Source organism: Photobacterium sp. R1 (genome assembly GCF_054600795.1).
The window spans coordinates 122,833-147,929 of sequence record NZ_BAAHZP010000005.1; the positions used below are offsets into that span (position 1 = coordinate 122,833).

A 25,097-nucleotide genomic window follows, 5' to 3' on the forward strand; every position below is an offset into this window, starting at 1 on the left:
CTTGGTTTCCTCACATAGATTGACGGGACGTTGTTACAGTGTCATCGCATTGACTGGCGTTTGATATCAATCTCTGAATGTAAAAAAGCAGATTCGAAATCAGAGATAGACAGGGGCTTACAATACAGGAATCCCTGAAATTCCTCTACACCAATGCTGCTCAGAAAATCAGCCTGAGCCTGGTTTTCGACGCCCTCGGCCACCACCCGAATATTCAGATTATGGGCCAGTTCAACGATGGCATTGGTGATGGTGACCGATTCTTTGTTGACCGGCAGGTCACGGACAAATTCCTGATCGACTTTCAGAATCTGAATCGGGAAACGGCTCAGATAGGCCAGAGAAGAATAGCCGGTGCCGAAATCGTCAATGGCAATCCTGACTCCCAGTGCATTGAGCTGGCGTAACCGGTTCAGTGCCAGCTTCACATCAGACATGACAACGCTTTCCGTAATTTCAAGCTCGAGGAAGCTTGGGTCGCAATGGCTGCTTTGGATGGCTTGCTGAACCGTATTGACGATATCAGAGTTAAGCAGCTGCCGGGCCGAGATATTGATGGCAAAGTGAAGTTTGTGTCCCTGAAGCTGCCATTGGCGCAGTTGCTGGCAGGCTTTTCGAATCATCCGCTCACCGATATCTATGATGAGGCCGGTTGTCTCAAGAATTGGAACAAATTCTGAAGGCGACTGAAGGACACCGTCATCGTCATACCATCGCAACAGTGCTTCAACGCCACAGAGTTTTCGCGTTCGGGCTTCAAAACGACCCTGATAGAAAAATTGATAGCGGTCTGACCCAAAACTCTGTCTGAGCTGAGCTTCCATTTCCAGGCGTTTAACGCTGTTGACCCCCATTTGCCGGTTGTAGACCCGGTATTGTTGCTGCTGACCATTGTCTTTCGCTTTGTATAAGGCGATATCGGCCTGGCGGAGCAGTGCTTCGCTGGTGGATTCTTCTTCTCCGCAGTAAGTAATCCCGATACTGGCACTGACCACAACTTCTTTGTTATCCAGAGCGATTGGATGACTCAGATGACGAAGAATGCGTTCAGCCAGATCTTCGAGGACGGGCAGCCGGTTGTCCGAAACCACTAAAATTGCGAACTCATCATTGCCGAGCCGGGCCAGAATGTCATTTTCACGCAGGATTTGCTGTAATCGCTTGCTGACCGCAATGAGCACCTGATCGCCGGTATCATGTCCGAGAGAATCATTGATTTGTTTGAATCTGTCTAAATTCAGCGTCATTAAACCCAGCTCAGGACGCGGGGATTGCTTCAGCAAAAGCTCGATCTGCTGTTGCAGCATCAGCCGGTTTGGCAATTGGGTCAGCATATCAAAATGAGCGAGGCGCTTGAGTTTGCTTTCAAAAAGCACTCTCTCCGTGATGTCTTTGCCGGTCGTAATATAGTGGCTGATTTTTCCCCGGCTGTTTCGAATCGGAGAAATCCGTTTCTCCATATACATCAGACTGTTATCTTTTTTACGGTGCGAAATGATGCGATTGACGGTGTGACCGCGTCTCAGCTGGTGTTGCAGTTTTTCCAGTTCGGCAGGATTTTGCAGCGTCGCCAGAATCAGATGTGCGGCATCACTGCCAATCAGATCATTGGCATTCATGTCGTTAAATTCTTCAAAGCTGTGATTAACGTACTCGATAATACCCCGGTCATTGGTAATGATGATGGAGTCATCACTCTGTTCTAAAGCACGGGACAAACTTTTGAGTTTCTCTTCTCTTTCGACCCAGTTGGTGACATCCCGGATGTTGAGCAAAACTTCATTGCCATCATTGTAAGCGGTTTCCGTCGCAATGATTTCCAGATGCTGAGGCGGTTCAACTTTGTTGGTGATGAGTATGCTCATCGGCTGACTTTCCCCCTGGCTCATCGAGGTATGCACCTGTTCAAGCAATTCCGACAGTTCATCTCTGGCTTGGTCATAAACGACTAAATCAGCAATAAGACGTGTCTGGGCTTCTTCCGTCGTGGTATCGAGAATCTGACAAGCGGACTGATTCAGTCCGATAATGGTGTTGTCCTGCCTGAGAACGACCATACCGTCCGGGGCATGTTTCAGCACGTGACTGTATTTTTTCACCATATCGTGCAATTCAGACTTTAATCGCTGCTCATGTCTGAGCAATTTATGCAGATGCCAGGCCAGAACCAGACACCCGATCAGTAAGCCAAATGTCACCAGTGAAAACAGCGTGAACTTTTCCAGCTTTTCGAGAGTGTACAGGTTGTTAAAGATAAAGTGATTAATACTGAGGTGGCTGAGTAGCGAGTGTAAATAATTTGCGCTTTCCCAGCGTTCGGCAATGTGCTGAAACTCGGTTGTTGAGAGGCCTGGTGCATTTGCCGGGAGGGGAGCGTCGGTGTTGGTTTGCTGAGATGCTGATGGTGTCGCTGTGGTGTTCTCTGTATCACCCCAAAAGGAAAGGTCAGAAGTCATCAGGAGGCTGACAATCAGGAATACGGGCAGCAATACAGTCAGCAATTTCCACGAACGGATCAGGTTTCTCTTCATAAATCATCCATGACTGAGCGACTCCCCAGATATTCAGTATAGTGACGAGTTTCTGGGCATGCATAGCCAACTGTTCATTCATATTAGGAATTTCTTGATATTACGGATGACAATAGACGATTTTTCGCAATAGGAAAAAAATACAGGCAATTCTCAGGAATTGCCTGTATTTCAGCGGCGCAATCTGAGTCTGATGAGTTCAGACCAGATGACAAAGTCAGTTTGCTGATGAAGCGGCGACGGCAGGCTCTGAATGTTTGCTTTTCACAACCAGGGCGAAACCAGCCAGGACAAAGAGACAGGTTCCGGCAATACCGTAAGCTACGATCTCTAATCCTTGATCTGCAAAAGCGGCAACCAGCGAGCTGGCTGCAAAACAGCCCAGTGTTTGCAGGAAGTTGAGTAAACCGGCAGCCGTTGCGCTGCAATGTTTGAAATCTTCCAGCGCTTTGCTGATCACAATTGGGTAAATCGCACCGTTTGCAACGGCAATAAAACAGAACGGGATGAGGATCGGCCAGATATTATCCGGCTGCGTCTGGATAGTGACGACCAGAATGACCAGCGCACTGCAAATGAAAAGCTTGAGCAGCCATGGCAGAAGTTTTCTGCCCTCTGTCCGTTCCAATAATGCACGGCAGCCATAACCACCCACCAGAAATGCGATGGTTTGAGGGATATAGCTCAGGCCAATGTCTTCACTTGAATAACCCATCGCTGACATGACAAAAGGTGAGCCGGTCAGATAGGCAAAAAATGCGGCGGAACACGCGGCAAAGATCATCATATTACCGATGAATTTTTTTGACTTGAGCAACTGCTGGTAATTCACGGCCATTTCAGTCAGCATATTTTGGGAGTCGTCTTCCTGATTTTTTTGCTGAGCAGCACTTTCCGGCTGACAGGCTGTCATCACAGCCAGCACAGCCCCAAGGGCAATCAGGCTCAGGAAAATTGTCCGCCAGCCGAAATGGGACTGAATCGCTGCGCCAACCAGTGGTGCCAGGGCTGGTGAGAGCGCGACCAGCGGCATAATGGTGGCGAAAACTTTCTCAGCGACTTTTCCCTGATAACGGTCAATTACAATGGCCTGCCACAAAACGGTTGCACTACAGGCACCTAAAGCCTGAAGAAAACGGAAGGTGAGCAGAACTTCTACACTCGGTGCCATGGCACAGCCAAGCGTTGCCAGACTGAATAACAGCATGGCGCCCAGCAGGACTTTCTTTCTGCCCAGCCGATCAGACAGGGGTCCGTAAATCAGCTGTCCGATCGCCATACCCAGCAGGAAAATACTCAAAGTCATGCCGATCAGGCCTGAAGATGTGTTCAAGTCATTTTGCATTGCGGTAAAAGCAGGCAGGTACATATCTGTTGCCAGAAAGCCCAGCATGCTGAGAAATGCAAACCACACAAGCGTCATTGTTGTTGGTTTTGTCGTCATTGTTGGATAACCAGTAAATAATTCAAGTTTCATATTGTAATCGTGGTGATTTATGCTGTGAAACGCTAAAATTTCAATGCTGGTTTCAAAAAATTTGATGTGAGTTATTTTTCATCAAAATTGGGGGTTTTATGTTCTCTTTTAATGATTTACAGGTGATTGACGTCGTCGCTCGTCGGGGAAGTTTTTCTTCAGCTGCCGAAGAATTACACAAGGTGCCCAGTGCAATCAGCTATACCGTCCGGTCGATCGAAGAAAAACTCGCGGTGGAGCTTTTTGAACGACAGCACCGTCAGGTGACGCTGACGCGGGCAGGGGAGTATTTTGTTGAAGAAGCGCGTCAGCTGCTGAAGCAAATGGATCAGATCAAGCTTCAGACCCAGCGCGTGGCCAATGGCTGGGCGAAAAATGTATCTGTCGCCCTGGATACAGTGGTCAGGCAAAGCCGTGTGAGTACCATGGTTCGGGATTTTTATCAGGCATTTCCGGATGTAGAGCTGCATCTGACTATGGAAGTTTATAACGGTGTTTGGGATGCGCTGGCTGATGGTCGGGCTGATCTGGTGATTGGTGCAACCGCAGCAATACCGGTCAGTGGGGATTTTGATTACCGGGATATGGGCAGTCTGAACTGGTTGTTTGTGATGTCGCCGGGTCATCCGCTTTCAAATCACGACCTTACTCTGGAAGAAACGTCGTTGGCCAGGTACCCCGCGATCTGCCTGGAAGATACTTCCCGGGCATTGCCAAAGCGAACCACCTGGCTGATGAACAATCAGCGGCGGATTATGGTGCCGGACTGGTCCAGCGCTTTTCAGTGCCTGGAAGCTGGCTTAGGCATCGGGGTGGTGCCAGAACATATGGCCACGCCAAAACTAAACAGCGGCAGATTAATCACCCGCGCGCTGGCAACGCCGACACCGGTCAGTCCCTGTTGCCTGGCCTGGAATAAAGCGAGTTTAAATCCGGCGCTGAGCTGGTTATTAGATTATTTGGGAGATAGTGAGCAACTTCACAGAGAATGGATGCGGTAATACTTAATGCTGGCAGCGTATTGTTCGCTTACAAGGGGGAGAAACGAGCGGGCAGTCTCAAAGTCGTTTGAAATGCGTGCAGTGGTATGAAAATCAACATAAACACTGTGCGAAGTCATAATTCTTTCATTCAGAATCTTTAGGATGCCTGTCGTCAAATTCAATACAACGTAATCCAATGATGATGAATCAGAATAATCAGTTGTCTCAGACTCAACAGAATAAGCAAGGCAATCATGGCATGTTGGCTAGTGCTATCGACTATATCTATAACGCGTTCCCTAATCTGAGCTATCGCCCCAGACCGGATGATGTCAAATTGCTGGCTGCGTTTTTGCAAAGTCAGCACCCGGATACCCCTGCTTTTTTAGGGGAATTGATGAGCAGCAGTTATAACGCAATTGAAATTGAAATTAATAAGTTCCACAGCCGGCTGGATAAACAGAATCAACAGTTGCCGGCATTCAGTTAACTGAACCCTCAGCTGCTCAATTGAGCAGCTGTTTTTTTAAAGACAATTTGACGTGTTGTGTCAGTAATCTGTTGTTTTCAGGGTTTGGTAACCGGCCCATATTCTGGTCGCAGTCGTGATCCAGCATAAGGATCCGAATATCCAGGCGATGAGGGCAAAGTGCTCCGGGAACAGACAGAAAAGTACAAAACAGGCAATCGTTTCAGTCCCTTCCGTCAGTCCTCCCAGATAAAACAGTGACTTGTGCTGATATACCGGGTTATCGATCTGCCGTTTCCCTGCCATGATGGCAAAAGCAAGAAAGCTGGAGCCTGTTCCGACAAAGGCAAATATCAGAAATGCACCGGCAACGGCGTTTTGATCCGGCTGAGCCAGCACAAATCCGAAAGGCACCAGCGAATAAAATAGAAAATCCAGCGTGATATCGAGAAATCCCCCGCAGTCTGTGATGCCTCTCCGGCGGGCGAGTGCACCATCCAGGCCGTCAAATATCCGGTTGAATACAATAAATAACAATGCCAGCAGATAGTGGTTATAGATCAGTGCGGGCAAAGTCAGCAGGCCAATGATGAAACCGGTGACGGTCATTTGGTTGGCACTGAAAGGGGATTTTTCCAGAAGCCGTCCAAGGCCATTGACAGGGGCCTTGAGCAACTGAATGGCATAACGGTCAAGCATCGCTGGTCTCCCCCGATGGTTCAGGCCATGACAGGAGTTGTCCGCCAGGCGGGACATCGTCCTGATCATGGGTAACCATTAAGGCCGGAATATTCTGCTGTCGGATCTGGCTGAAAACAAAGTCCCGGAACTGTATCCGAAGGTCTTTGTCGAGCTTGCTGAACGGTTCATCCAGCAAAATTGCATCCGGTTCTGCCAGCAGACTGCGCATGAGACTGATCCGGGCACGCTGTCCGCCGGAGATCTGGCCGGGGCTCTGGCAGGCCAGATCCGACAGGCCTAATGCTGCCAGTGTTTCGTAAGCGCGTTTTTTGCGTTCACTTTTCTTCACTGACGACGGTAAACCAAAGGCCAGATTTTGCCAGACGTTCAGATGAGGAAAGAGCAGGTCGTCCTGAAACAGCAGGCCAATCCGCCTTTTGTCCGGTTCGAGAGTATCAATCGGGTGATCATTCAGACTGATCTGGCCCTGATAGTGACAGTCAGGTGCAGTGTGACCGGCAATCACACCCAGCAGCGTCGATTTACCGCAGCCGCTGGGGCCCATGATGGTGAGTATTTCCCCGCGTGCTGCCGAGAAGCTCAGCGATGTCAGTAATCTCTGGTCCCCGTTATTTATAGTGAGGTTTTTCACGGATAAGCACATGTGGCTCGGAATTCCTTGTTGTTTTTTCAGCGGTCATTTTCGTTTGATAATAGCGGCTTGCCAGCATTGCTATGATAAAGAGCAGGAAAGGTACCAGTCCCTGCAGCAGGCCATATATGGCGCTGACCCGTCTGTCCTGACCACTGGCCAGGGCAACGGCTTCTGTGGTCAGCGTACTCACCCGTCCAGCACCCAGGCTGAGGGTTGGCAGGTACTGTGCCAGACTCACGCTGCAGCCGACGGCGATTGCCAGACATATTGCGGGCATTAACATGGGGCGCTTCACTCGCCACCAGGCTTCCAGTGCAGACAGGCCCAGACTGCTGGCTGTCTGGGTATATCGGCGGTCAAAACTGCGCCAGGGACCATCCAACCCGAGATAAAGATACGGAAACACAAACAGCACATGGCTCCAGACCACCCAGAGCAGATGATGCTGGCCCGGCACCAGATAGGTGGTGACCTGAATTCCGAAAAGTAATGAGACCTGTGGCAATACCATTGGCATTGCAATGAGCCAGCCGGGGAGGCCGATTCCCGTTTTTTCCCGGTACTCGAGACATCCAATCGTCAGAATCAGCGCGATCAGCGTACTGATGGCTGCGATCAGCAGGCTGGTGGCAATCAGCTCTGTCACGAAAGCTGTTTCCTGTTGCCAGAATTGCAGGCTGAAACGGCTGGGAAGTAAGTCCGGAAAGCGCCACCGCAGGGCAACAGACCAGGTGATTAGCACCGGAATGACCATCATCGGCACCAGTATCAGCGGCCAGTGAAGATGGCGGCCCGGCAGGTGATGCTGACGATGTCCGGCGTACTGCCATTGCTGCCAGCCCCGGCAGATGAGCCATTCAAATACGCGAAACAGTGCCAGCAGTGCCAGACCCAGCAATAACAGCAGCAGAGCGCCAACCGCAGCTCTCGGCATCAGGTTGATGTCCGGGTCATTGAACCACTGCCAGACCAGAACGGCGAATGTCGGCGGGCGGGTGGGGCCAAGAATCATGGCCATATCGACGACAGAGATGCCGTATGCCAGCACTGCGAAAATGGGCAGCCGCATCCTGGGCAGCCACTGCGGCAGGATCACGCTGATCCAGGTTGCCGCGTGGTTATAGCCCAGTCCGCTGCCGACAGCCATTAAGCGACTGACATTGAGTTGCTGCAGGACGGAAAGACTCATTAACAGTAGAAAGGGGGTCTCTTTAATGGCTAAAGCCAGTGTCAGGCCCAGACCATAAGGATCCTGCAGCAGTGAAAACTGGCCCGGATCGCCACCCAGTGATGTGATGAGACGGGCGATCATTCCGGTTGAAGAGAAGGTGAAGGCGAACCCAATCGCGAACGCCACATGCGGGATAGCCAGAATGGGTGATAACCAGGACTCAACGGTATGCCATCGGCGGGAGCCCCAGCTTTTTTGCAGGATCAGGAACGTGAAAATTAAAGCCAACAACGTACTGAGGACGCCGGTAAACAACGTCAGCCAGACCGATGACTGAATACCCGGCCAGGAAAACGCCTGCCCAAAAGCCTGAAAACCGGGTTCATTCAGCCCTGCCATCGGCAGCCAGGACAGGGCAGGTAATAAAATTCCCACCAATCCCGGCACCAGGGGCAAACAGCAGATGATCAGCGAAGCAATAAACAACAAATACAACATATTGCGACGTCACTTATTCAAAAACACGATGATGTACAGTCAGGTTCTGGCCACAATTAGTGTCCATAGCGCTGCTGCCATGCAGCCTCCAGCGCGGTTTGCCAGCTTGGATGAGGCTCGGCAATTGCCTGATAAAGCTGGAAGCCCTGAGTTTCTTCTCCAGAACCCAAGGCTTCCGGGGTCAGAATGGCCGGGTCACCCCAAATCTGAATATTGGACTTGCGGGCCTGTGCTTCCGGGCTCATCAGAAAATTAATCACGACACGGGCGGCCTCTTTGGCACTCGCATTCCATGGAATCGCCAGAAAGTGAATGTTCGATAATGCGCCCTGTTCAAAAGCAAAAGCTTTGGCAGTGGCCGGTAAATCCCCCCGTTCGATAGCCGCTTTTGCTTCGTTCGGATTGAAAGTGATCGCGACCAGAAGCTGCCGGTCATCCAGCAGCTGCATCATTTCAGTAGCACTGCCCGGGAAACGTTTCCCCTGTTGCCAGGCAACCGGATGCAGCTGGTCCAGATAACGCCACAGCGGCGCCGTGATTTGATCAAATTTTGCCTTCTCTTTTTCCGGATCGATCGGTTCATAAAGGGCAGGGGCAGCATTGGTCAGCTCAATGAGTGCCGCTTTCAGGAAACTGGTGCCATGAAAGGCTGGTGGCTGCGGGTAAGTAACTTTCCCCGGGAATGCTTTCGCGAGACTTAGTAGTTCTGCAAAGCTTGCGGGCGGATTGCTCAGGGTCTGACTGTCATGAATGAACACCAGCTGACCGACTCCCCAGGGCGCTTCCAGGCCATCAGTGCTTTCCGTAAAATCTTCGTAAACAGGCAAACGTTTATCGACCAGTTTCCAGTTCGGAAGCTGAGCCACAAACGGACCATCCAGAAGTTCGTTGGTTTTCATCGTGCGGAAGTTTTCGCCATTGATCCAAACCATATCGACACTACCGCCTGTATTTTTCCCGGCAGTTTTTTCCGCAAGTAAGCGTTGGGATGTCTCGGCAATGTCGGCGACTTTGACGTGATTCAGCGTAATGTCGTAGCGGCTTTTAACCTCACGGGCAACCCAGCGCAGGTAACTGTTGATAGGCTGGCTCCCGCCCCAGGCATTGAAAAATACGGTTTGTCCGCGTGCACGCTGCTGAATGTCTTTCCAGCTCATGTCACTCATTGCAGGTTGATTCTGAGCTTCGCTTGCCATCAGCGGGGACGCTGCCAACGTCAGGCAAAGCGCCATCCATGTTAATTTCATGATGATTATTTCCTTATTTTTCCTGCAAGTTCGTCGGATGATCAGCAATATCTGTTTTTTTCTTATCATGGGCAGAGCCACCTCGCTGCCAGCGATGATACTTCTTCAGCCATGTCAAGATGCGTTCTGGTTTGTTCGCCTGTTTCCATACCCCAGCTGTATATTTGTTCGCTTCGCTCATCGTCGGATAAGGGTGGACGGTCCCCAGAATTTTGTTCAGACCCAGGCCATACTTCATCGCCAGCGTAAACTCTGCAAGCAGTTCACCGGCCTGGTTCCCGACGATGGTCGCGCCGAGAATGGTATCTTTCCCTTTCGGGGTCAATACCTTAATAAAACCATAGTCTTCTCCGTCGGCAATTGCGCGATCTAAATCATCAATCCCGTAGCAGGTCACTTCGACTTCTGTGCCCAGATTGGCTGCTTCTTTCTCATTGAGCCCTACGCGCGCAACTTCGGGGGAGGTATAGGTGACGGCGGGCATCACGCGATAATCAGCCTTGAATTTTTTCAGCTTGCCAAAAAGGCCATTGACAGCCGCATACCATGCCTGATGGCCAGCGGCATGGGTCAGCTGAAATGGACCGGCGACATCACCCACAGCATAAATATTGGGATATTGCGTCTGCAGATACTTATTGACTGCGACGGTTCCGCGTTCGTTAACGCCGATACCCAGTGTTTCCAGCCCAAATCCACTGACATTCGCGACCCGGCCTAAGGCGAGAATCACGGTGTCAAACGTGATTTCATGACGTTCATCCAGGGGGCCTTCCAGGATGACAAACTGTGTCGTTTCTCCCTGAGCCGTTTTTCTGGTCCCAAATTTGATGGCTTTTTGTTTCAGTCTGATCTCGACGCCATCCTTGATCAGGCTTTGATGTACCAGAGCCGCGGCATCAGCATCTTCACGAATCAGCAACTGATCGGCCATTTCAACCAGTGTGACCTGACTGCCCAGTCGCTGAAAACTCTGTGCCAGTTCACACCCAATAGGGCCGCCCCCCAGGACCAGAAGCTGTTTGGGTTGTTCCCTGATTGACCAGAGGGTATCTGACGTCAGATAGTTAATGTGTTCAATACCTTCAATTGGCGGAACAACAGGGCGGGCTCCGGTGGCGATGACAATGTTTCGGGTGGTCATGCGTTCGCCGTTTACTTCCACTTCCCACGGCGACAAAATTTGTGCTTCTCCCTGAATGCAGTTCACGCCGAGCTTGCTGTAGCGTTCTTCAGAATCGTGCGGTTCGATGTGTCGGATAACTTGATGTACACGTTGCATCACCGCAGTGAAATCGATCTGAGGTGTGTTTGTCTGAATGCCAAACTCGGGTGCCCGGGTGATGGTGTGCATGGTGTGAGCCGCGCGGATCAGGGCTTTTGAGGGGACACAGCCGGTATTCAGGCAGTCGCCGCCCATCCGGTGTTTTTCAATGAGTGTAACTTTTGCTTTCACGGCTGCAGCGATATAGGCGCTGACCAGACCGCCGGCGCCAGCACCGATCACCACCATATTCTGGTCGAATTGCGTCGGACGTTGCCAGTGCTGATAGATGCGGTGTTGCTGAATGACACCCATGATACCTTTCGCAATGAATGGAAAAATCCCCAACAGCACCAGAGAGATCAGGACCGGCAGTGAAATCAGGCCGGACAGAGATTCAATTTCTCCTAACTGGGTACCCGCGTTGAGGTAAACCATGGTTCCGGGCAGCATCCCCAACTGGCTGACCCAATAGAAAGTACGGCCACGCATCGGAGTCAGGCCCATCAGCAGGTTGACCAGAAAGAACGGAAAGACGGGAATTAAACGCAATGTAAAGAGATAAAAGGGACCATCTTTTTCGACACCCCGGTTCACAGCAGATAGGCGTCGTCCAAACTTGTGTTGTACCCAGTCATGCAGCAGGAAGCGGCTCGCCAGAAATGCCAGTGTCGCACCCAGCGAGCTGGCAAATGAAACGACCAGCAAACTCCACCAGAAACCAAACAGCGCCGCACCCAGTAAAGTCATGACCGCAGCGCCCGGGAAGGAAAGGGCAGCCATTACAACATAAACTGCGAAAAATAGCGTACTCGACAGTAAGGGGTGCTCAATAATGCTTGCCTGCAGGGAATGCTGGTAGGCTTTTGCTTGTTCAAGCGTGAAATAGTTGCCCAGATCGAAAGCGAACCAGGCGATAAAGGCGACGGCAATGAAAGCCAGTAACAAAGGTTTTTTGAATCGGTTCATCGGTGCTTATCTGCTTGGTGAGTGGGCTGATCACGTTTGGTATCGTTTTGTTTCGGTGCCGGTTGCTGATTCAGAGGAATCGAGCAGAATGCCTGCGAAGGGACATCCAAAGCGGTATTAAACTTTGCAGACAGGTTTTGGAAACTGACTAACGCTGTCAGCTCGACCAGAGCATCTTCGTCATACCATTGTTTCAGATTATCAACCATCTGCTGAGTTACACGATTACCGGTGACTGTCATTGCTTCGGTATAGGCCAGTACTGCTTTTTCCTGAGTATCAAACAGCGGACTTTCCTGCCATCGAGTCAGGGCTTGTATTTTTTCGACTGATTGGCAGCGTTGCGCCAGTCTCATGCCGTTGGCATCGACACAAAACGCGCAGTCGTTGAGCTGAGAAACACGGACGCAGACAAGGGATCGCATCACATCAGACAACGGTGATCGTTTTCTGTCTAAGTAACCAAAGAAACTGGCCACGAGGTAAAACAAGACGGGTCGGCGTCCCCAAAGTAAAGCCGGATTCAGCGGCTGTCCGAAATGGCGTTTTTGCAGCCAGAGCAGGGGACGGATTAAAATGGAGTAGCGTTTTTTTGCCGGTACACGCACTGGAAGTTCTCCGGAGAAAGCGGTTTATCATACCGACCGTTCAGATCCGGACAAATTTCAGAAATGGGGAGATTGATTTAGCTTTTGTGATCAGTTGATTGAAAGTTGTACAGTACGCGCAACCGGCTGATTGGTGAGTGAGCTGCGAGTATTGGTATCCAGCACCAGATATGTACTGGCGATGAGCGGCAACAGGGCAAGCAGGATGGTTTTGCCAATGTGATAGTTTCGATACCAGTATTTACGGGCTTTGATTTTCAGGATCAGGCCCCAGCTAATCAGCAGAATGTTGATTACAGAGGCAACCAGGCAAGAGGGAAGCAGGTTACTTTCCGTGCCGGTTGGTGTGTGCGCAAAGATGAGCAGAACGGCAGAAGGAAGCAAACTGATAAAGACCAGGTAGCGCATCAGTTTTGGCCATTTGTGGAATTTATCTTTGAAAATTGTGTCAGTCTGGCCCGGAAACGGCGTAGATGAGCGCATATGACCTCCTTTCTGATGCAAAACATACATTCTAAAGGCGGCGAAGCTGAAGAAAAGTTAACTGATGGAATTGTTATTAATGTTTGTGAGGTTTGTCTGTTTTTTACACAGCCCTGACAGGGTGCCAGGGCTAAAGCAGGTTATTTAAAGCCAGTGCAAATCGCTGCACTGGCAAAATAATCTGAATACTTAGTGATGAGCGCCAGAATTGACTTCTAGTTTGGACAGGAGCTCATTTCGACGTTGTGGGGTAATCACAGACCAGTGTTTTCCACTGACTGCGCCTTCTAACGCCCAAAGCAAATCCAGACTCAATGACTCGTGATGAGATTCCTGCAGCGCCTGAAAAGCACCGATAGCACCAACTTCAAACAGCTGATCTACAGAGTTGATGCCTGCTTTCTTGAGCATACGCTCATTGGCAAGGCGAAGATTTGGCAGATCTTTAATGCGGTTAGGGCTAGCCTGCATTTTTTTCTCTTTGTCAGCCTGTGCTGCATTAAGAGAAACTTCAGCGTGCTCCAGAATGACTTCTGGGGTTTCCCACCAGTTTTCCGGAATGGCATAGTGTTTTGTGACGACAGGAAAACCGCGTTTTTGATAAACGTACGGTTTGAGGCCAGCTTGTTTAAAGGTTTCTTCATTTTTCGCGTTAGCGCGCAGATGCAGCTTGTCGCTAACAACTAGAGCAAACATCGTTTCACCTGCGAAAATGCCAAAACCGCCAAACATTGAGCGAGATTTAATCTGGCCAAATTTCTCAAATAAACGAATTGAATCTTTCAGTAGTGGTTTGTCCATGCTTCTTTTCTCGGTTAGAAATTTCAACAAAAGAAGTCACCAAACAACGGAGCGAGGATTCAATTGTGCATAAGATTATGAGTCTTTTGTCATAAGAATGACAAAAGTGTCCCATAAACTTCACTTCATCCATCGGCAACCCCGCTACCATGAGTAATAACTTTATCACTAAGTCATTGCTTTTAGGCCGGAAGCTTTGCGTCCCATCCTTTCAGATGGTTTGCCTTGTTCGTGACTGTTTAATCATATATCAATAAGACAAATTTGATATCGATCGCACAAAAAATTGTGATACTCTTCGCAATAAAAATCGTATAAATTTTACAGAAACTAACTGATTATCCCATCAATTCCTCTGTAGCGTAGTAATATTCCATATAAACATAGCCGATATGGGTGTTTATATCGGCTGTTTATCAATATATGTAGGTTAATATCGTTTTTTATGGATGTGTTATTTTTTTGACGGAACGGCGAACCACGAGCTCAGGATTGATCTCAAAAGTCTGAAATTCATGGTTTTTATCTTTCACGCGTTCCATCAGGATTTCCACAGCAGTCTTGCCTAAACGGCGTTTTGGCTGGTGGATTGTTGTCAGAGGTGGTGAAAAGTACGGGGCCAGATCAATATTGTCATAACCAATAATTGAAATATCATTTGGTACATTGATCCCTGCTTGTTCAAATGTACTGATTAAGGCCATTGCCATAATGTCATTGAAGCAGAAAATAGCAGTTGGACGCTCTTTCATGGCAATAAAAGCATTGGCTGCATCTACGGCAGATTCACATTCGAAATCACCTTCAATGATCCAGTTTTCATTGACCGTCAGACCAGCTTCGCTCATGGCTTTATGGAAACCTTTCAGCCGCTCACGGCAGGTAGATTTATCTTTCTGGCCGGAAAGACAACCAATTTTAGTGTGTCCATTGTCAATAAAATGACGAGTGGCAAGATAACCACCAAGTTCTGCATTATCCTGAATATTATCTGTTTTTGGGCGTGCAGGACCCCAGTCCATGATAACCATGGGCAGATCAGGCTGTCGCTCTAACTGTTCCAGCAGTTGATCATCCAGATCAGAACACATCACCAGCAGACCATCCACACGCTTTTCAGAAAGCATGCGCAGGTAATCCTTCTGTTTGGCCAGATTACCTTCGGTGTTGCATAAAATCAGCGTATAACCGGATTTATAGCAGTACTCTTCAACGCCATGCACCAATTCGGCAAAGAATGGGTTGGTCGATTTTGTCACCAGCATGCCGATGGTGCTGGTTGTATTACATTTCAGGCTGCGCGCGACGGCGCTTGGCGCGTAGTTCAATTCTTCAACTGCCGCCAACACTTTTTTCTGTGTTGCTTCCGCTACAAAGCGGGTTTTGTTGATCACGTGTGAGACTGTGGTAGTAGATACACCTGCCATACGTGCAACATCTTTAATGGTTGCCATAATTGTTCTTCTAGTCTTCAGGCCCTGAACAGGGTCTTTTCATATTTGCCAGACGCTAAAACGCCGCTTCTCTGCGAGGATAGCGGCGGGAAATGAGTGGCTCAGGCCGAGTGGTAACAATACCTTACACCGATATGAAGTCTGACTTTCTATTGCTATTTATTTCATCGGTTAATCGCTTGCGCTCACATTCTACAAGGACTCACGCACAGTGCAACGTTTCTCTTGAAATGTGGGGGGAATCTTGATGCAGCTCAAGAATACTGGCAACTTGAAAGTTGTTTCAGTCTTTACATTGTAAGTACTGTGCAAGGGCAACGGCTCAGCGATGCCCTTGCAGGAGGTTCAGGCTGAAAGGACGATCGGAAAGTGCCCGCGGGGGTGAGATTCGATGATCACCGGGGAACCATAAACGGAACTGATATTCTCAGTGGTCAGGGTATGCCAGGCATCACCGTCTGCTTGTATCTTCCCCTTATTCAGCAATACCAGTCTGTCTGCGTATTCAGCTGCAAGATTGAGGTCATGAATGACCAGGATGACGGCGGCTCCTTTACGGGCCATATCTTTTGCCAGTTTCAGGCAACTGTGCTGATGGGCAAGGTCTAAAGCTGAGGTCGGTTCGTCCAGCATTAAAATGCACTGGTCTTCCGCATTGCTGAGCTGAGCCAGTACACGGGCAAAATGAACACGTTGTTTCTCGCCGCCTGAGAGGGTGGGGTACTGACGCTGGCTCAGGTGACAGATCCCAACAGCCGTCATGCATTCCCGGGTAATTCGGAGACAATCTGTGCGCTTCAAACCAAGTGGCATACAGCCAAGTTCAACGACCTCCTGCGCAGTAAAACCAAAAGACAGGCTGCTGTGCTGAGGGAGTACACCCAAGTGTTTGGCCAGCAGGGATGGCTGCCAGTCGCTGTGCTTTTGACCAAAATAGTACACATTGCCTTTGGCACTGATTTCACCGCAAAGCACTTTGAGTAAAGTACTTTTACCGGCACCATTCGGGCCGAGTAAAGCTGTTAACTCTCCGCTGCGGAAACTGATGTTCAGCTGATCCAGTAACGTTTTACCGCCAAGTTGCAGTGATAAACCCTCGGCTGAAAGCACCGGTGATTGCTGTTTTTCGTGCCGGGGGCGAAGAGGGCGAACGATATGATGAATCATTGTAAACGGCCTTTTTGTTTCAGTAGCAGAGCAATAAAGAACGGGGCTCCCAGTAAAGCGGTGATGATACCGACCGGCAGTTCGGCTGGTGCGGCAATAACACGGGCCAGCATGTCGGCAACCAGCAAGATAAGTGCCCCCAGTAAAGCCGAGAGTGGCAATAATGTTTTGTGATTCGGGCCAGCCAGCATACGGCCGAGATGCGGCACAATCAGACCGACGAAGCCAATCACGCCGGATAAGGAGACAGCGACACCCACACCAGCCGCGCAAAATAAAATCAGCAATCGTTTTAAAGACTGGACCTGAATGCCGAGATGTTTTGCTTCTGCTTCGCCCAGTAATAAAGCGTTGAGTGCATTGGATCTGCGATCAAATTGCCAGAACAGGAACGCCAGGGCAGAAAATGCCAGCGTGATGCCCGGCCAGGTAGCACCCGCCAGAGAACCCATGGACCAGAGTGACAGGTCGCGCAGCGCCTGATCGTCCGCAAAGAAATTCAGCAGTCCCAGTGCCGCACCTGAGAGTGCACTGATTGCAACACCTGCCAGCAGCATCACCGTCACGGAAGTGCCGGTCTTATCTGTGCCAAGGGCGTATACGATCCAGGTTGTCAGGGCGCCACCCAGAAAAGCAAAAACCGGTACTGTCCCCAGCGTTAAAAGTAATGGAAAAGATGCTGCCATTGAGCTGAACAGAACAATCGCCGAAGCGGCACCAAGGCTTGCACCGCCAGCGACTCCGATAATGCCCGGATCGGCCAGCGGGTTCCGAAACAGTCCCTGCATGACTGTGCCACAGAGCGCCAGAACTGCACCAATCGCGATACACAGCAGTGTGCGTGGTAAACGGACTTGCTGAATGATGAGCGCAATGTGCGGTGCGACATGATCCTGTCCCGGAAGCAGTGACAGCCAGACATCGGCGTAACTGATTGACATGGGGCCGACAACGATGGAAGAGGCAATGGCAAGTAACAGCATGGCAAAAACGGCGGGCAGTAAGGCAGTGACTGGCAAACGCTGTCTGGTAAAGGTACGGCTGCGGTTCAAAGTTGTTGTCATAAGTTTACTGGCCATACAGTGTCTGATTCAGCCGCGCTGCTTCTTCGAGAGTTTTGAGGTTTAACCCGCCGATGAGTGCGGTACCATCCACTGTGATAATGGCTTTGTTTTGGCCGGCAGGTGTTGCCGCAAGCAGCGGCAGTGTTTTCAGCAAGCCATCTTTGCCGCCAATTGACTGACTGGTATGCGTGCTGAGCAGGATCACATCGGGTTGCATTTCAACCATTGCTTCGGATGACAGTGGCTTGTAAGCATCAATTTGGATCGCGGCTGGATTTAAACCGCCTGCGAGCTGAATCAGGGTATTTGCTGTTGTGTTGCTGCCACCGACCATTGGTGCTCTTCCGCCGTGAATGGTCAGAAACAGGATACGTTTTCTGCTTTTCTGGTTTGCAAGCCGCTGCTCAATCACAGAAATCCGATGCTGAACCTCAGCGGCTAACGCTTCTGCGTTTTGTGTTTTTCCGGTCAGCTGACCGACTTGTTGAATCCGTTGCATCAGATCAGCAATGGTTTCACCTGAGTTCAGAATATCGACCTGAATGCCGGCCTGACGTAACAGAGAGAGTGCTGACTCCGGGCCCATTTCTTCGGAGCCCAAAAGGTGATCAGGGGCAAGGGCAATGATACTTTCGGCAGAGAGCTGCCGATGATATCCCAACTTTGGTATGTCATCATGAACATAGGACTTGCTGGTTATATCAACAGCGACAAGTTGATCTTCTGCCCCCATCGCATAAACGAGCTCAGTAATGCCTGAACCCGCACTAATCAGTCGATCGCCTGCCCAGGCAGTCGCGGCAGTCAGAAGAAAAACAGCAGAAAGTGCCGCTCGTCTCATGATAACTCCTTGTTTTTTATTTTGGGAAATTCCAGTGTTATCACCGGATGAACTAAAACGAACAATATTCATTGCGTAGAAAAGACAGTCTTCGCCTTCCCAAACAAGTTATTGCATTATAGGAAGTGATAATTATTATCGCTTGAGCATATTATCCATGGCTTTCAAATAATATCAATTATCATTTGCAAAAGAGCAAATCTCTCCTTATCATTTCATGAAATAAGATTAATTCTCATTCATCACTATAGAAAGTGATGGATCAGGAAGGAGCGCAGCGCGTGTTTGAAAAATTCAGTCTTGCGGAATTGAAAACGAAAGTCGGCACTATGCTGGAAGAAAATCCAAATCTGCATGCGGTATTGATGGCTGAAACACTGGAAGTGACGGAAGGCGAGATCATCATGGCGTTACCTGATGAACTTGTCACGCGAATCAGCGGAAATCACGCACAGTCAATTCTGGAAATGCTTCCGGAGTGGGGCGTGATGACGACAATTGTGCATTCAATGGGGTCTATCTTTGAAGTGAAGGCGCCATTTCCGAAAGGTAAAGAAGCCCGCGGTTTTTACAATTTGATGGGAAAACCAGGTGAGATGCATGGTCATCTGAAACTGGACCGGGTATCAGATGTCGTATTGGTGAGTAAACCGATGCGCGGAAATGAAAGTTACTTCATTGGTTTTTTGGCTGAAAACGGTGAATGTATTTTTAAGATTTATCTTGGCCGTGATGAGAAACGTCAGCTCATCCCTCAGCAGGTCGAGAAGTTTAATGCATTAAAGCAAGCTTTTGTTGGATAAGCTTTTGTTGGAGTAGATGCGTCATGAGCCAAGAGAAACAAGAACGACTGCAAAATCGTCTGGGCCCACAGATCCAGGAATTTCGTGAAACTTGCCAGACACTGCAATTGGCAACGGTCGATGCAGACGGCAAGCCGAATGTCAGTTATGCGCCATTCGCTCTTCTTGAAGATGGTTACTATATTCTGATTTCCCGAATTGCTCGTCATGCGCGTAACCTGCTTGAAAACCCTCAGGTTTCGCTGATGATGATCGAAGATGAAGCAGAATCAAAAGCCATTTTTGCACGGATGAGACTAACATTTGAAGCGGATGTGGTGTTGGTTGAACGTCACACTGAGCGCTGGCAGGCTGGTATTGAAGCACTGAAAGTCCGGTTTGGTGAGATTGTGGATGGGCTGAGTGGGCTGGAAGATTTTAATCTGTTCCGTCTGGAGCCGACACAAGGGTTGTTCGTGAAAGGTTTTGGTCAGGCTTTCCAGGTGTCAGGAGATGACCTGGTCGATTTTGTTCATCTGACAGAAGGTCACCGACGGATGAATGAGGACCAGGATGTGAAATCCGCTTAATTCGTTCTGAAGTAATAAAAAAACCGGGCATTCAAATGTCCGGTTTTTTATGTTTGCTTCCTGTCAGCACGCAGATTTAATCGCGGATCTCTTCAGATGACTGAGCCAGAATCCGGGCTGTGATCGCTCTGACTTTCGGCAGGCTTTGCAGGCTGGTTTGAGCCAGTTGTTTTTGTTCTTCCAGAACATCTTTCAGGATATCCGCCGTCGTCAGCGGATTGGCCAGCACGACGCGGAAGACTGTGGTGATGCGTCGGTCCCACTGTTCGGGCATGAGGCGGGTCCGAGAGACAAATGATTTTCCGGATTCGCGCTGACGTTTTTGAATGTACTGAGTTAAATCGTTCAGCGCCTCATGAATGGCCTGTTTGTCTTCGTCATTCGCAATTGCCAGTGCTTTCTGGGTTTCCTGAGGCACATACCTGTAGGTCAGCAGGCAAAGTTCCGGTTCCGAAATTAGTTCAAAATCGGCATCGGCCAGAATGAGCTCAGCAAAGTAACAGGCTTTTTCAATGCTGTTATTAATTAACAGTTCGTAACCCTGACGGCTGATGATATTCAGGCTGGCAAACAGCAACATTGCCATACCGCTTCGGGAACCTTCCAGCGTGTGGCTGCCGAGGTCTTTGGAACCTTTCCGGAGAATGTATTCAGCATGATGTTCAATCGCGGACATCAGGGCCGGATTTTTGAAAATCACCATGCCTGCACCCATAGGGATGTACAATTGTTTGTGAGCGTCAATGGTGACAGAGTCGGCGCGTTCAATTCCTTTCAGGAGCGTCCGGTATTTGTTTGACATCAACGTGGCGCCACCCCAGGCAGCATCAACGTGAAAATGACAGTTGTGCGCCAGCGCAATATCAGCCAGTTCGTCTAACGGATCGATATTACCGGTTTCTGTTGTGCCGGCAACGCCAATAATCGCAAATGGTTTGATATTTCTGGCTTTCAGAGATTCGATTTTGGCTTTCAGATCATCGGTGCAAATTTTGTTGTTCTCGTCGGTTTTGATCGCCACCAGACATTCCCGGCCAATACCCAGAACATCGGCCGCCTTTTTCAGCGAATAATGGCCGCGTTCTGAAACCAGAATTGCCAGGTCATCATAACCGTAATGTTTCATGGCCCGGAACAAACCTTCCTGCGCAACACCTCTGAAATCGCCATCAGGTTTCAGCAAATTATTGCGGGCAACCCATAACGCTGTGATGTTTGCGATGGTTCCACCTGAACAAAAGGCACCTAAAGAGTGTTCAGCACTGTGCATCCAGCGTTGATAGAAGGCATCGGTTTCACCATAAATCAGGTTATGGAGGATACCTAATACCTGACGCTCTAGTGGTGTAAATGCTTTGGAGGTTTCGATTTTCACCAAATTCTGGTTCAGACCAATCATGATCTTAGAGAGTGGCATCAGGAAGTAGGGCAGTGCCGACGTCATGTGACCGATGAAGGTTGGTGCTGAAGTATGCACAGACTGTGCAACTAGTTTATTCAGCAGAAAATGCGTGTGATCTGATACAAAGCAGGGCTTTTCCGGCACTGAGGCGGAGGAAAAATCCTTTTCAATTTCTGTCAGCGGCTTTTCCTGCGCAGCAATGTGCGTTTGCAAAAAGGCATTGAGGTTTTCGGAGATCTCTTTTTCGATCCGGCCCAGAGTCGAATCGGGCGCTTCTGGCACGGTAAAGATACGGTGCAGGGTCTCAAGAGATGCTTCAGCTTGTCTGTTTTCCACTGCCATAATGAATTGTTACTTTTAGTTAACGTCGGCAAATCCAGCTAATGTACTGGAAATGTGCGTGATTGTCTTGGGAAAATTCGAAAACGACACCGGACGAGGATCGCCCGGCGTGAGGAAAAATCGACTATTTACACTCAGTCGAGGCAATAGCACTCATTTGTTGGTTGTATTCTTTCAGAGGCTTATCAATGTCATCTGGGTGTGTAAGTAACTCAGCAAATGCACTGCGCAGTTCGTAATTTTTGGGATGAGGTGCGCCCTGGCGATCTTCAAAAACTTTTTTGGCGTAATCTCCCAGAGCACCTTTCTGTTCTGAAAGCGTTTTAATATCTTGCTGGCTCAGCTTCAGCCACGATTCGATCGACTGAGACAAATCAAGATGGCTTTCATCATGGGTCAGATACCAGTCTACAGCCTCACGTTTCAGTTCAAAGTGATGCGTTCTGCCTTCAAGAAACCAGTCACCGACCTCTTGCAGGTTCGGATCTTTTTGTACGGCAAGCTGAACAAGGTTTTGATACCAGTTCAGAGAAGCATCAACATACTTGTGGTATTTCTCGCTTTCACAACTTTCTGTGGCGGCGAGTACAGAAGCGGGTAATAGGGCTAATGAAAGAGCAAGAGCTGAATACTTCATGGTTTTTCCTTGAATGATTTTTAGTAATACATACCGGCACAATTGACATAAAGTACCGTGACATCAGGATTATTTGTCAAATTGTAGCGGCAGAAGCAAGCGAAAGGAAAGAAATCTTACAAGGAAACATGACCCGAGTGTAAAGAGTATGAAACATGACTCAATTCTTTGTTCTTAAAGTTAAAAGTGTCAAAAAGTTCGGGTCCGCAGGCGGGTAAAACAAAAAGAGGCCCGAAGGCCTCTTGTCATGGTTATGCTTTATTTTTCATGGCAACGGAGATGCAGTAGGCTGCGCCTCCCCAGGTGATCCCCAGGCCAAACAGCATCATGATAATAGCACCAGCTGTCATACTTACACCTCACTTCCGTTTTGTGGTTTAGAGCTCACATTGATGATAACGGCAACAACGAACATAGCTGCAACCAGGCCCCAACCCAGGATCAGCAGATCAGACATTGCATAACCGCCGTAGCCCTGGTCGACTGTGTTCAACAGGTTTTTACCCAGAATAATCGCCAGCATGATCGGGCTGATGAAACGGATACAGATTTCGAACCAGATACCAATAGAAAACTCAGAAATCTTGTTAACGTAAGCCCGGATATCAGACACTTTCAGCAGCCAGCCAATCACCAGCAGCTCCACCAGGCAGCTTGCCAGCAGGGCAACGTTATTAATGAAGTAGTCCACCAGGTCAAGCAGCAGCAAACCACCGTTTGTTGCAAAGGCCATTGAAATCAGGAAGCCCAGTCCGCAGACAACGGTAGAGGCTTTTTTACGAGACCATTTCATCTTGTCGATGACTGCAGAAGTGACAGCTTCCAGAATCGAGATGTGTGAACTCAGACCGGCCACAACCAAAGCCAAGAAGAAAACTGGGCCGAGAATGTATGGTGCAGGCAGCAGGTTAATTGCTGCAGGAATGGTTACAAATGCCAGACCAACACCGGCAGACACAACCTCAGTCAGTGGTTTTGACTGTTCTTGAGCCATGTAGCCCAGGACGGAGAAGATCAGGATACCCGCAACCATAGAGAATCCGCAGTTGATCAGTACGGTCATAAAGGCGTTGTTACTGATGTCAGATTTCTCTGGCAGATAGCTGGAGTAGGCAATCATGATGGCGAAGCCGACACTCAGGGTAAAGAAGATCTGTCCGTAAGCAGCAGACCACACTTTGGCGTCCAGAATCTTGGTGAAATCAGGACGGAACAGGTAATTCAGACCATCCATTGCACCTTCAAGGAAAATGACTCGCGCAATCAGTGCCAGCACCATGATGAACAGCAGCGGCATCATGATTTTACTGGCGCGCTCAATCCCGCCTTTCACACCGGTAAAGATGGCAGCGAAAGCAATCCCCCATGCGATGACCATTGGGATGGCAATATGCAGTTGCAAACTTCCCAGTTTGCTTGGTGAGTTGTCTCCCAGTTTCAGGTATTCACTGAAGAAGAATGCATTGGTGTCAGTTCCCCAGCTTTGTGTAAAGGCAAAGCCCATATACGAAATGGCCCAGCCAATCACAGCGACGTAGTAAACTGCAATGACAGCGGCAATAAATACCTGGAACCAGCCCAGCCACTCAAGTTTGCCTCCCAGCTTGGCAAATGCCCTTGGCGCGGCACCACGCAGTTTATGACCCAGGCTGAATTCCATGATCATGAATGGAATCCCGGCGGTCAGCATGGCGAAAAGGTAAGGAATAAAAAATGCGCCACCACCATTCTCATAAGCCATATATGGGAAACGCCAGATATTCCCCAACCCGATAGCAGAACCCACAGCAGCCAGGATAAAACCGGCTCGGGTTCCCCATTGTTCGCGTTTCATAAGTATCTCCTTATGTACTGCTATTCTCTATGAAACAGCACTATTTAAGTTTTTTATTCTAAGTATTTACTTCCTGTTGCGCAGAATTTGGATTGAAACCCCACGCAGTTGAGTTGAGATTAACCACTGATACTTACTAGCGCAATAGACAGTAACTTTTGTGCTATTGGCATTACTCAGCCTTTATTGTGGGTATTTTCCTCCGTTTTGTGAGAATCGTAAGATGTTAAGGAAATGTATAGAAGATTTAACTATGCGCGTCTTCTTATTGAGTATTTTATTTTATTTAACAAATTGGTACCTATGACTAACAAATAGTCAAAAATTAGACTTTTGCAACATTGTCACTATCAAGTTCATACACAATAATCTTTAGTGTTTTTACTCAAAATACAAAACTGATCCCAAGATTGGTCTGGTAAAAGCTGAGCCAGTCATTATCTATATTGATTTCACAGTCCTGCGTGCCTGAGTCGGTCTTGCACCGGGTGCTTGTTTTTCCATCAACACGACTTGCCAGCCATCGAGCTTCCAAACGAATTCTGATATTTGGGTTAATAAAGAAGTCGGAACCGAAGAATCCGCCACCAGAGAGTAAAACATCTTGGTTTGACCAGCTGGCATCCGTCAGGGTGCCGCCAAGGCTCAGGCCGACAAAACTGGTCAGCTTTGAGACGATGCGGTAATGGCTGCTGGCCTGGAAATGAAAAAAGGTAAAGCTGTCGTCGCCGCTGAAGTTTTTGGTGCTTGTTTTCAGGTGTTGGGTCGTGAAGCCAATCCGGCCGTTGAAATCTCTTTGTTTTCCGTAGTCGCTTTCAATTGTGATGCCAATAAGGTCTGATTTTTCAGGAGAGATTTTGATTCCTCCTTTAGCATCAATGTTGTCAGGAAATGTGTAGCCCCAGTAGGGCGTGATGTAAACAGGTTGACTCGTATTGGCTTGAGCCGCTGGGAGATAAAGCTGGCTGAAAATGACAATTAAAGGTAGTAAGTATTTGTTATATAAATACATTGATTCATCCTTATGCCAGTTGGGAGAATTGTGATTATCACCCTAAAACCATGTTTTCTAAATGGTCAAAGGTTCAAGGCGAGGCTACAATTTTTAAAACAGTTGCCGTTAGGATGGCGAAATGTGGCCTCCGTA

At 48.8% G+C, this 25,097-nt stretch carries 23 protein-coding genes and 1 riboswitch; of the genes, 4 read left to right on the forward strand and 19 right to left on the reverse strand.

Translation table 11 applies throughout. The features are described 5' to 3' along the window. Positions 1–41: 41 nt before the first annotated feature. Both ACYP03_RS10395 and punC read right to left on the reverse strand, forming a co-directional pair. Positions 42–2,531, reverse strand: a complete 2,490-nt coding sequence (locus ACYP03_RS10395; RefSeq protein ID WP_459779633.1) for a putative bifunctional diguanylate cyclase/phosphodiesterase — start codon at positions 2,529–2,531, stop codon at positions 42–44. 217 nt (positions 2,532–2,748) lie between these two features. Further along, positions 2,749–3,975 carry a purine nucleoside transporter PunC gene (gene punC, locus ACYP03_RS10400; RefSeq protein ID WP_459779850.1) on the reverse strand — a complete coding sequence of 409 codons (1,227 nt, stop codon included), beginning with the start codon at positions 3,973–3,975 and terminating at the stop codon, positions 2,749–2,751. 131 nt (positions 3,976–4,106) lie between these two features. Between punC and punR the strand changes: the two genes are divergently transcribed. Together punR and ACYP03_RS10410 are read left to right on the forward strand one after the other, a co-directional pair. Then, positions 4,107–5,009, forward strand: a complete 903-nt coding sequence (gene punR / locus ACYP03_RS10405; RefSeq protein WP_248139972.1) for a DNA-binding transcriptional activator PunR — start codon at positions 4,107–4,109, stop codon at positions 5,007–5,009. A 241-nt stretch (positions 5,010–5,250) separates the two neighbouring features. Further along, the gene (locus tag ACYP03_RS10410; protein ID WP_459779635.1) at positions 5,251–5,481 is read left to right on the forward strand and encodes a hypothetical protein; all 231 of its coding nucleotides are present in this window, start codon (positions 5,251–5,253) and stop codon (positions 5,479–5,481) included. A 60-nt stretch (positions 5,482–5,541) separates the two neighbouring features. Here ACYP03_RS10410 and ACYP03_RS10415 read toward each other — a convergent pair whose 3' ends face one another. The 12 genes from ACYP03_RS10415 to ACYP03_RS10470 all read right to left on the reverse strand — a co-directional run bounded on the left by ACYP03_RS10415 (position 5,542) and on the right by ACYP03_RS10470 (position 18,363). Further along, positions 5,542–6,159, reverse strand: a complete 618-nt coding sequence (locus tag ACYP03_RS10415) for a CDP-alcohol phosphatidyltransferase family protein (RefSeq protein WP_248139976.1) — start codon at positions 6,157–6,159, stop codon at positions 5,542–5,544. After that, positions 6,152–6,805, reverse strand: a complete 654-nt coding sequence (locus tag ACYP03_RS10420) for an ATP-binding cassette domain-containing protein (RefSeq protein ID WP_459779637.1) — start codon at positions 6,803–6,805, stop codon at positions 6,152–6,154. The genes ACYP03_RS10415 and ACYP03_RS10420 overlap by 8 nt, the downstream gene beginning before the upstream one ends. Beyond that, on the reverse strand, positions 6,771–8,465 hold the full coding sequence (locus ACYP03_RS10425) for an ABC transporter permease (RefSeq protein WP_459779639.1): 1,695 nt from the start codon (positions 8,463–8,465) through the stop codon (positions 6,771–6,773). The genes ACYP03_RS10420 and ACYP03_RS10425 overlap by 35 nt, the downstream gene beginning before the upstream one ends. Before the next feature lie 56 nt (positions 8,466–8,521). After that, complete coding sequence (locus ACYP03_RS10430; RefSeq protein WP_459779641.1) at positions 8,522–9,712, reverse strand: ABC transporter substrate-binding protein; 1,191 nt, start codon at positions 9,710–9,712, stop codon at positions 8,522–8,524. A 13-nt stretch (positions 9,713–9,725) separates the two neighbouring features. Next, positions 9,726–11,945 (reverse strand): FAD-dependent oxidoreductase, encoded by a 2,220-nt coding sequence (locus tag ACYP03_RS10435; RefSeq protein WP_459779642.1) that lies wholly within the window; start codon positions 11,943–11,945, stop codon positions 9,726–9,728. Then, entirely contained in the window at positions 11,942–12,553 is a 612-nt protein-coding gene (locus ACYP03_RS10440; RefSeq protein ID WP_459779644.1) for a carboxymuconolactone decarboxylase family protein, read from the reverse strand. The genes ACYP03_RS10435 and ACYP03_RS10440 overlap by 4 nt, the downstream gene beginning before the upstream one ends. 90 nt (positions 12,554–12,643) lie before the next feature. After that, positions 12,644–13,036 carry a hypothetical protein gene (locus ACYP03_RS10445; protein WP_330959606.1) on the reverse strand — a complete coding sequence of 131 codons (393 nt, stop codon included), beginning with the start codon at positions 13,034–13,036 and terminating at the stop codon, positions 12,644–12,646. A gap of 189 nt (positions 13,037–13,225) precedes the next feature. After that, positions 13,226–13,837 carry a TfoX/Sxy family DNA transformation protein gene (locus ACYP03_RS10450; protein WP_248139987.1) on the reverse strand — a complete coding sequence of 204 codons (612 nt, stop codon included), beginning with the start codon at positions 13,835–13,837 and terminating at the stop codon, positions 13,226–13,228. A 131-nt stretch (positions 13,838–13,968) separates the two neighbouring features. Further along, positions 13,969–14,072: riboswitch (cyclic di-GMP riboswitch) on the reverse strand. 208 nt (positions 14,073–14,280) lie between these two features. Then, a complete protein-coding gene (gene purR, locus ACYP03_RS10455; protein WP_248139989.1) occupies positions 14,281–15,291 on the reverse strand; it encodes an HTH-type transcriptional repressor PurR in 1,011 nt (336 codons plus the stop codon). Between the two features lie 345 nt (positions 15,292–15,636). Then, positions 15,637–16,458: a heme ABC transporter ATP-binding protein gene (locus tag ACYP03_RS10460; RefSeq protein ID WP_459779648.1), complete on the reverse strand. Its 822-nt coding sequence runs from the start codon at positions 16,456–16,458 to the stop codon at positions 15,637–15,639. Beyond that, a complete protein-coding gene (locus ACYP03_RS10465) occupies positions 16,455–17,441 on the reverse strand; it encodes a FecCD family ABC transporter permease (protein WP_248141631.1) in 987 nt (328 codons plus the stop codon). Before ACYP03_RS10465 ends, ACYP03_RS10460 begins: the two co-directional genes overlap by 4 nt. 85 nt (positions 17,442–17,526) lie before the next feature. After that, entirely contained in the window at positions 17,527–18,363 is an 837-nt protein-coding gene (locus ACYP03_RS10470; RefSeq protein ID WP_459779649.1) for a heme/hemin ABC transporter substrate-binding protein, read from the reverse strand. 329 nt (positions 18,364–18,692) lie between these two features. Here ACYP03_RS10470 and hutX point away from each other — a divergent pair, with 329 nt between their 5' ends. After that, complete coding sequence (gene hutX / locus ACYP03_RS10475) at positions 18,693–19,166, forward strand: heme utilization cystosolic carrier protein HutX (protein WP_459779852.1); 474 nt, start codon at positions 18,693–18,695, stop codon at positions 19,164–19,166. A gap of 23 nt (positions 19,167–19,189) precedes the next feature. Beyond that, positions 19,190–19,735: a heme utilization protein HutZ gene (gene hutZ, locus ACYP03_RS10480; RefSeq protein ID WP_459779651.1), complete on the forward strand. Its 546-nt coding sequence runs from the start codon at positions 19,190–19,192 to the stop codon at positions 19,733–19,735. Positions 19,736–19,811: 76 nt separating this feature from the next. On the opposite strand, the gene panP is transcribed toward hutZ, so the two are convergent. The 5 genes from panP to ACYP03_RS10505 form a co-directional block, all read right to left on the reverse strand. After that, the gene (panP, locus tag ACYP03_RS10485) at positions 19,812–21,479 is read right to left on the reverse strand and encodes a pyridoxal-dependent aspartate 1-decarboxylase PanP (RefSeq protein ID WP_459779655.1); all 1,668 of its coding nucleotides are present in this window, start codon (positions 21,477–21,479) and stop codon (positions 19,812–19,814) included. Between the two features lie 124 nt (positions 21,480–21,603). Further along, entirely contained in the window at positions 21,604–22,116 is a 513-nt protein-coding gene (locus ACYP03_RS10490; RefSeq protein WP_330959600.1) for a hypothetical protein, read from the reverse strand. A 251-nt stretch (positions 22,117–22,367) separates the two neighbouring features. Continuing rightward, positions 22,368–22,466: a MetS family NSS transporter small subunit gene (locus ACYP03_RS10495; protein WP_211648342.1), complete on the reverse strand. Its 99-nt coding sequence runs from the start codon at positions 22,464–22,466 to the stop codon at positions 22,368–22,370. A gap of 2 nt (positions 22,467–22,468) precedes the next feature. Beyond that, positions 22,469–23,950, reverse strand: coding sequence for a sodium-dependent transporter (locus tag ACYP03_RS10500; protein WP_248140019.1), 1,482 nt, complete (start codon positions 23,948–23,950; stop codon positions 22,469–22,471). Between the two features lie 385 nt (positions 23,951–24,335). Beyond that, the gene (locus ACYP03_RS10505; protein WP_459779659.1) at positions 24,336–24,962 is read right to left on the reverse strand and encodes a hypothetical protein; all 627 of its coding nucleotides are present in this window, start codon (positions 24,960–24,962) and stop codon (positions 24,336–24,338) included. Between the last annotated feature and the right edge of the window lie 135 nt (positions 24,963–25,097).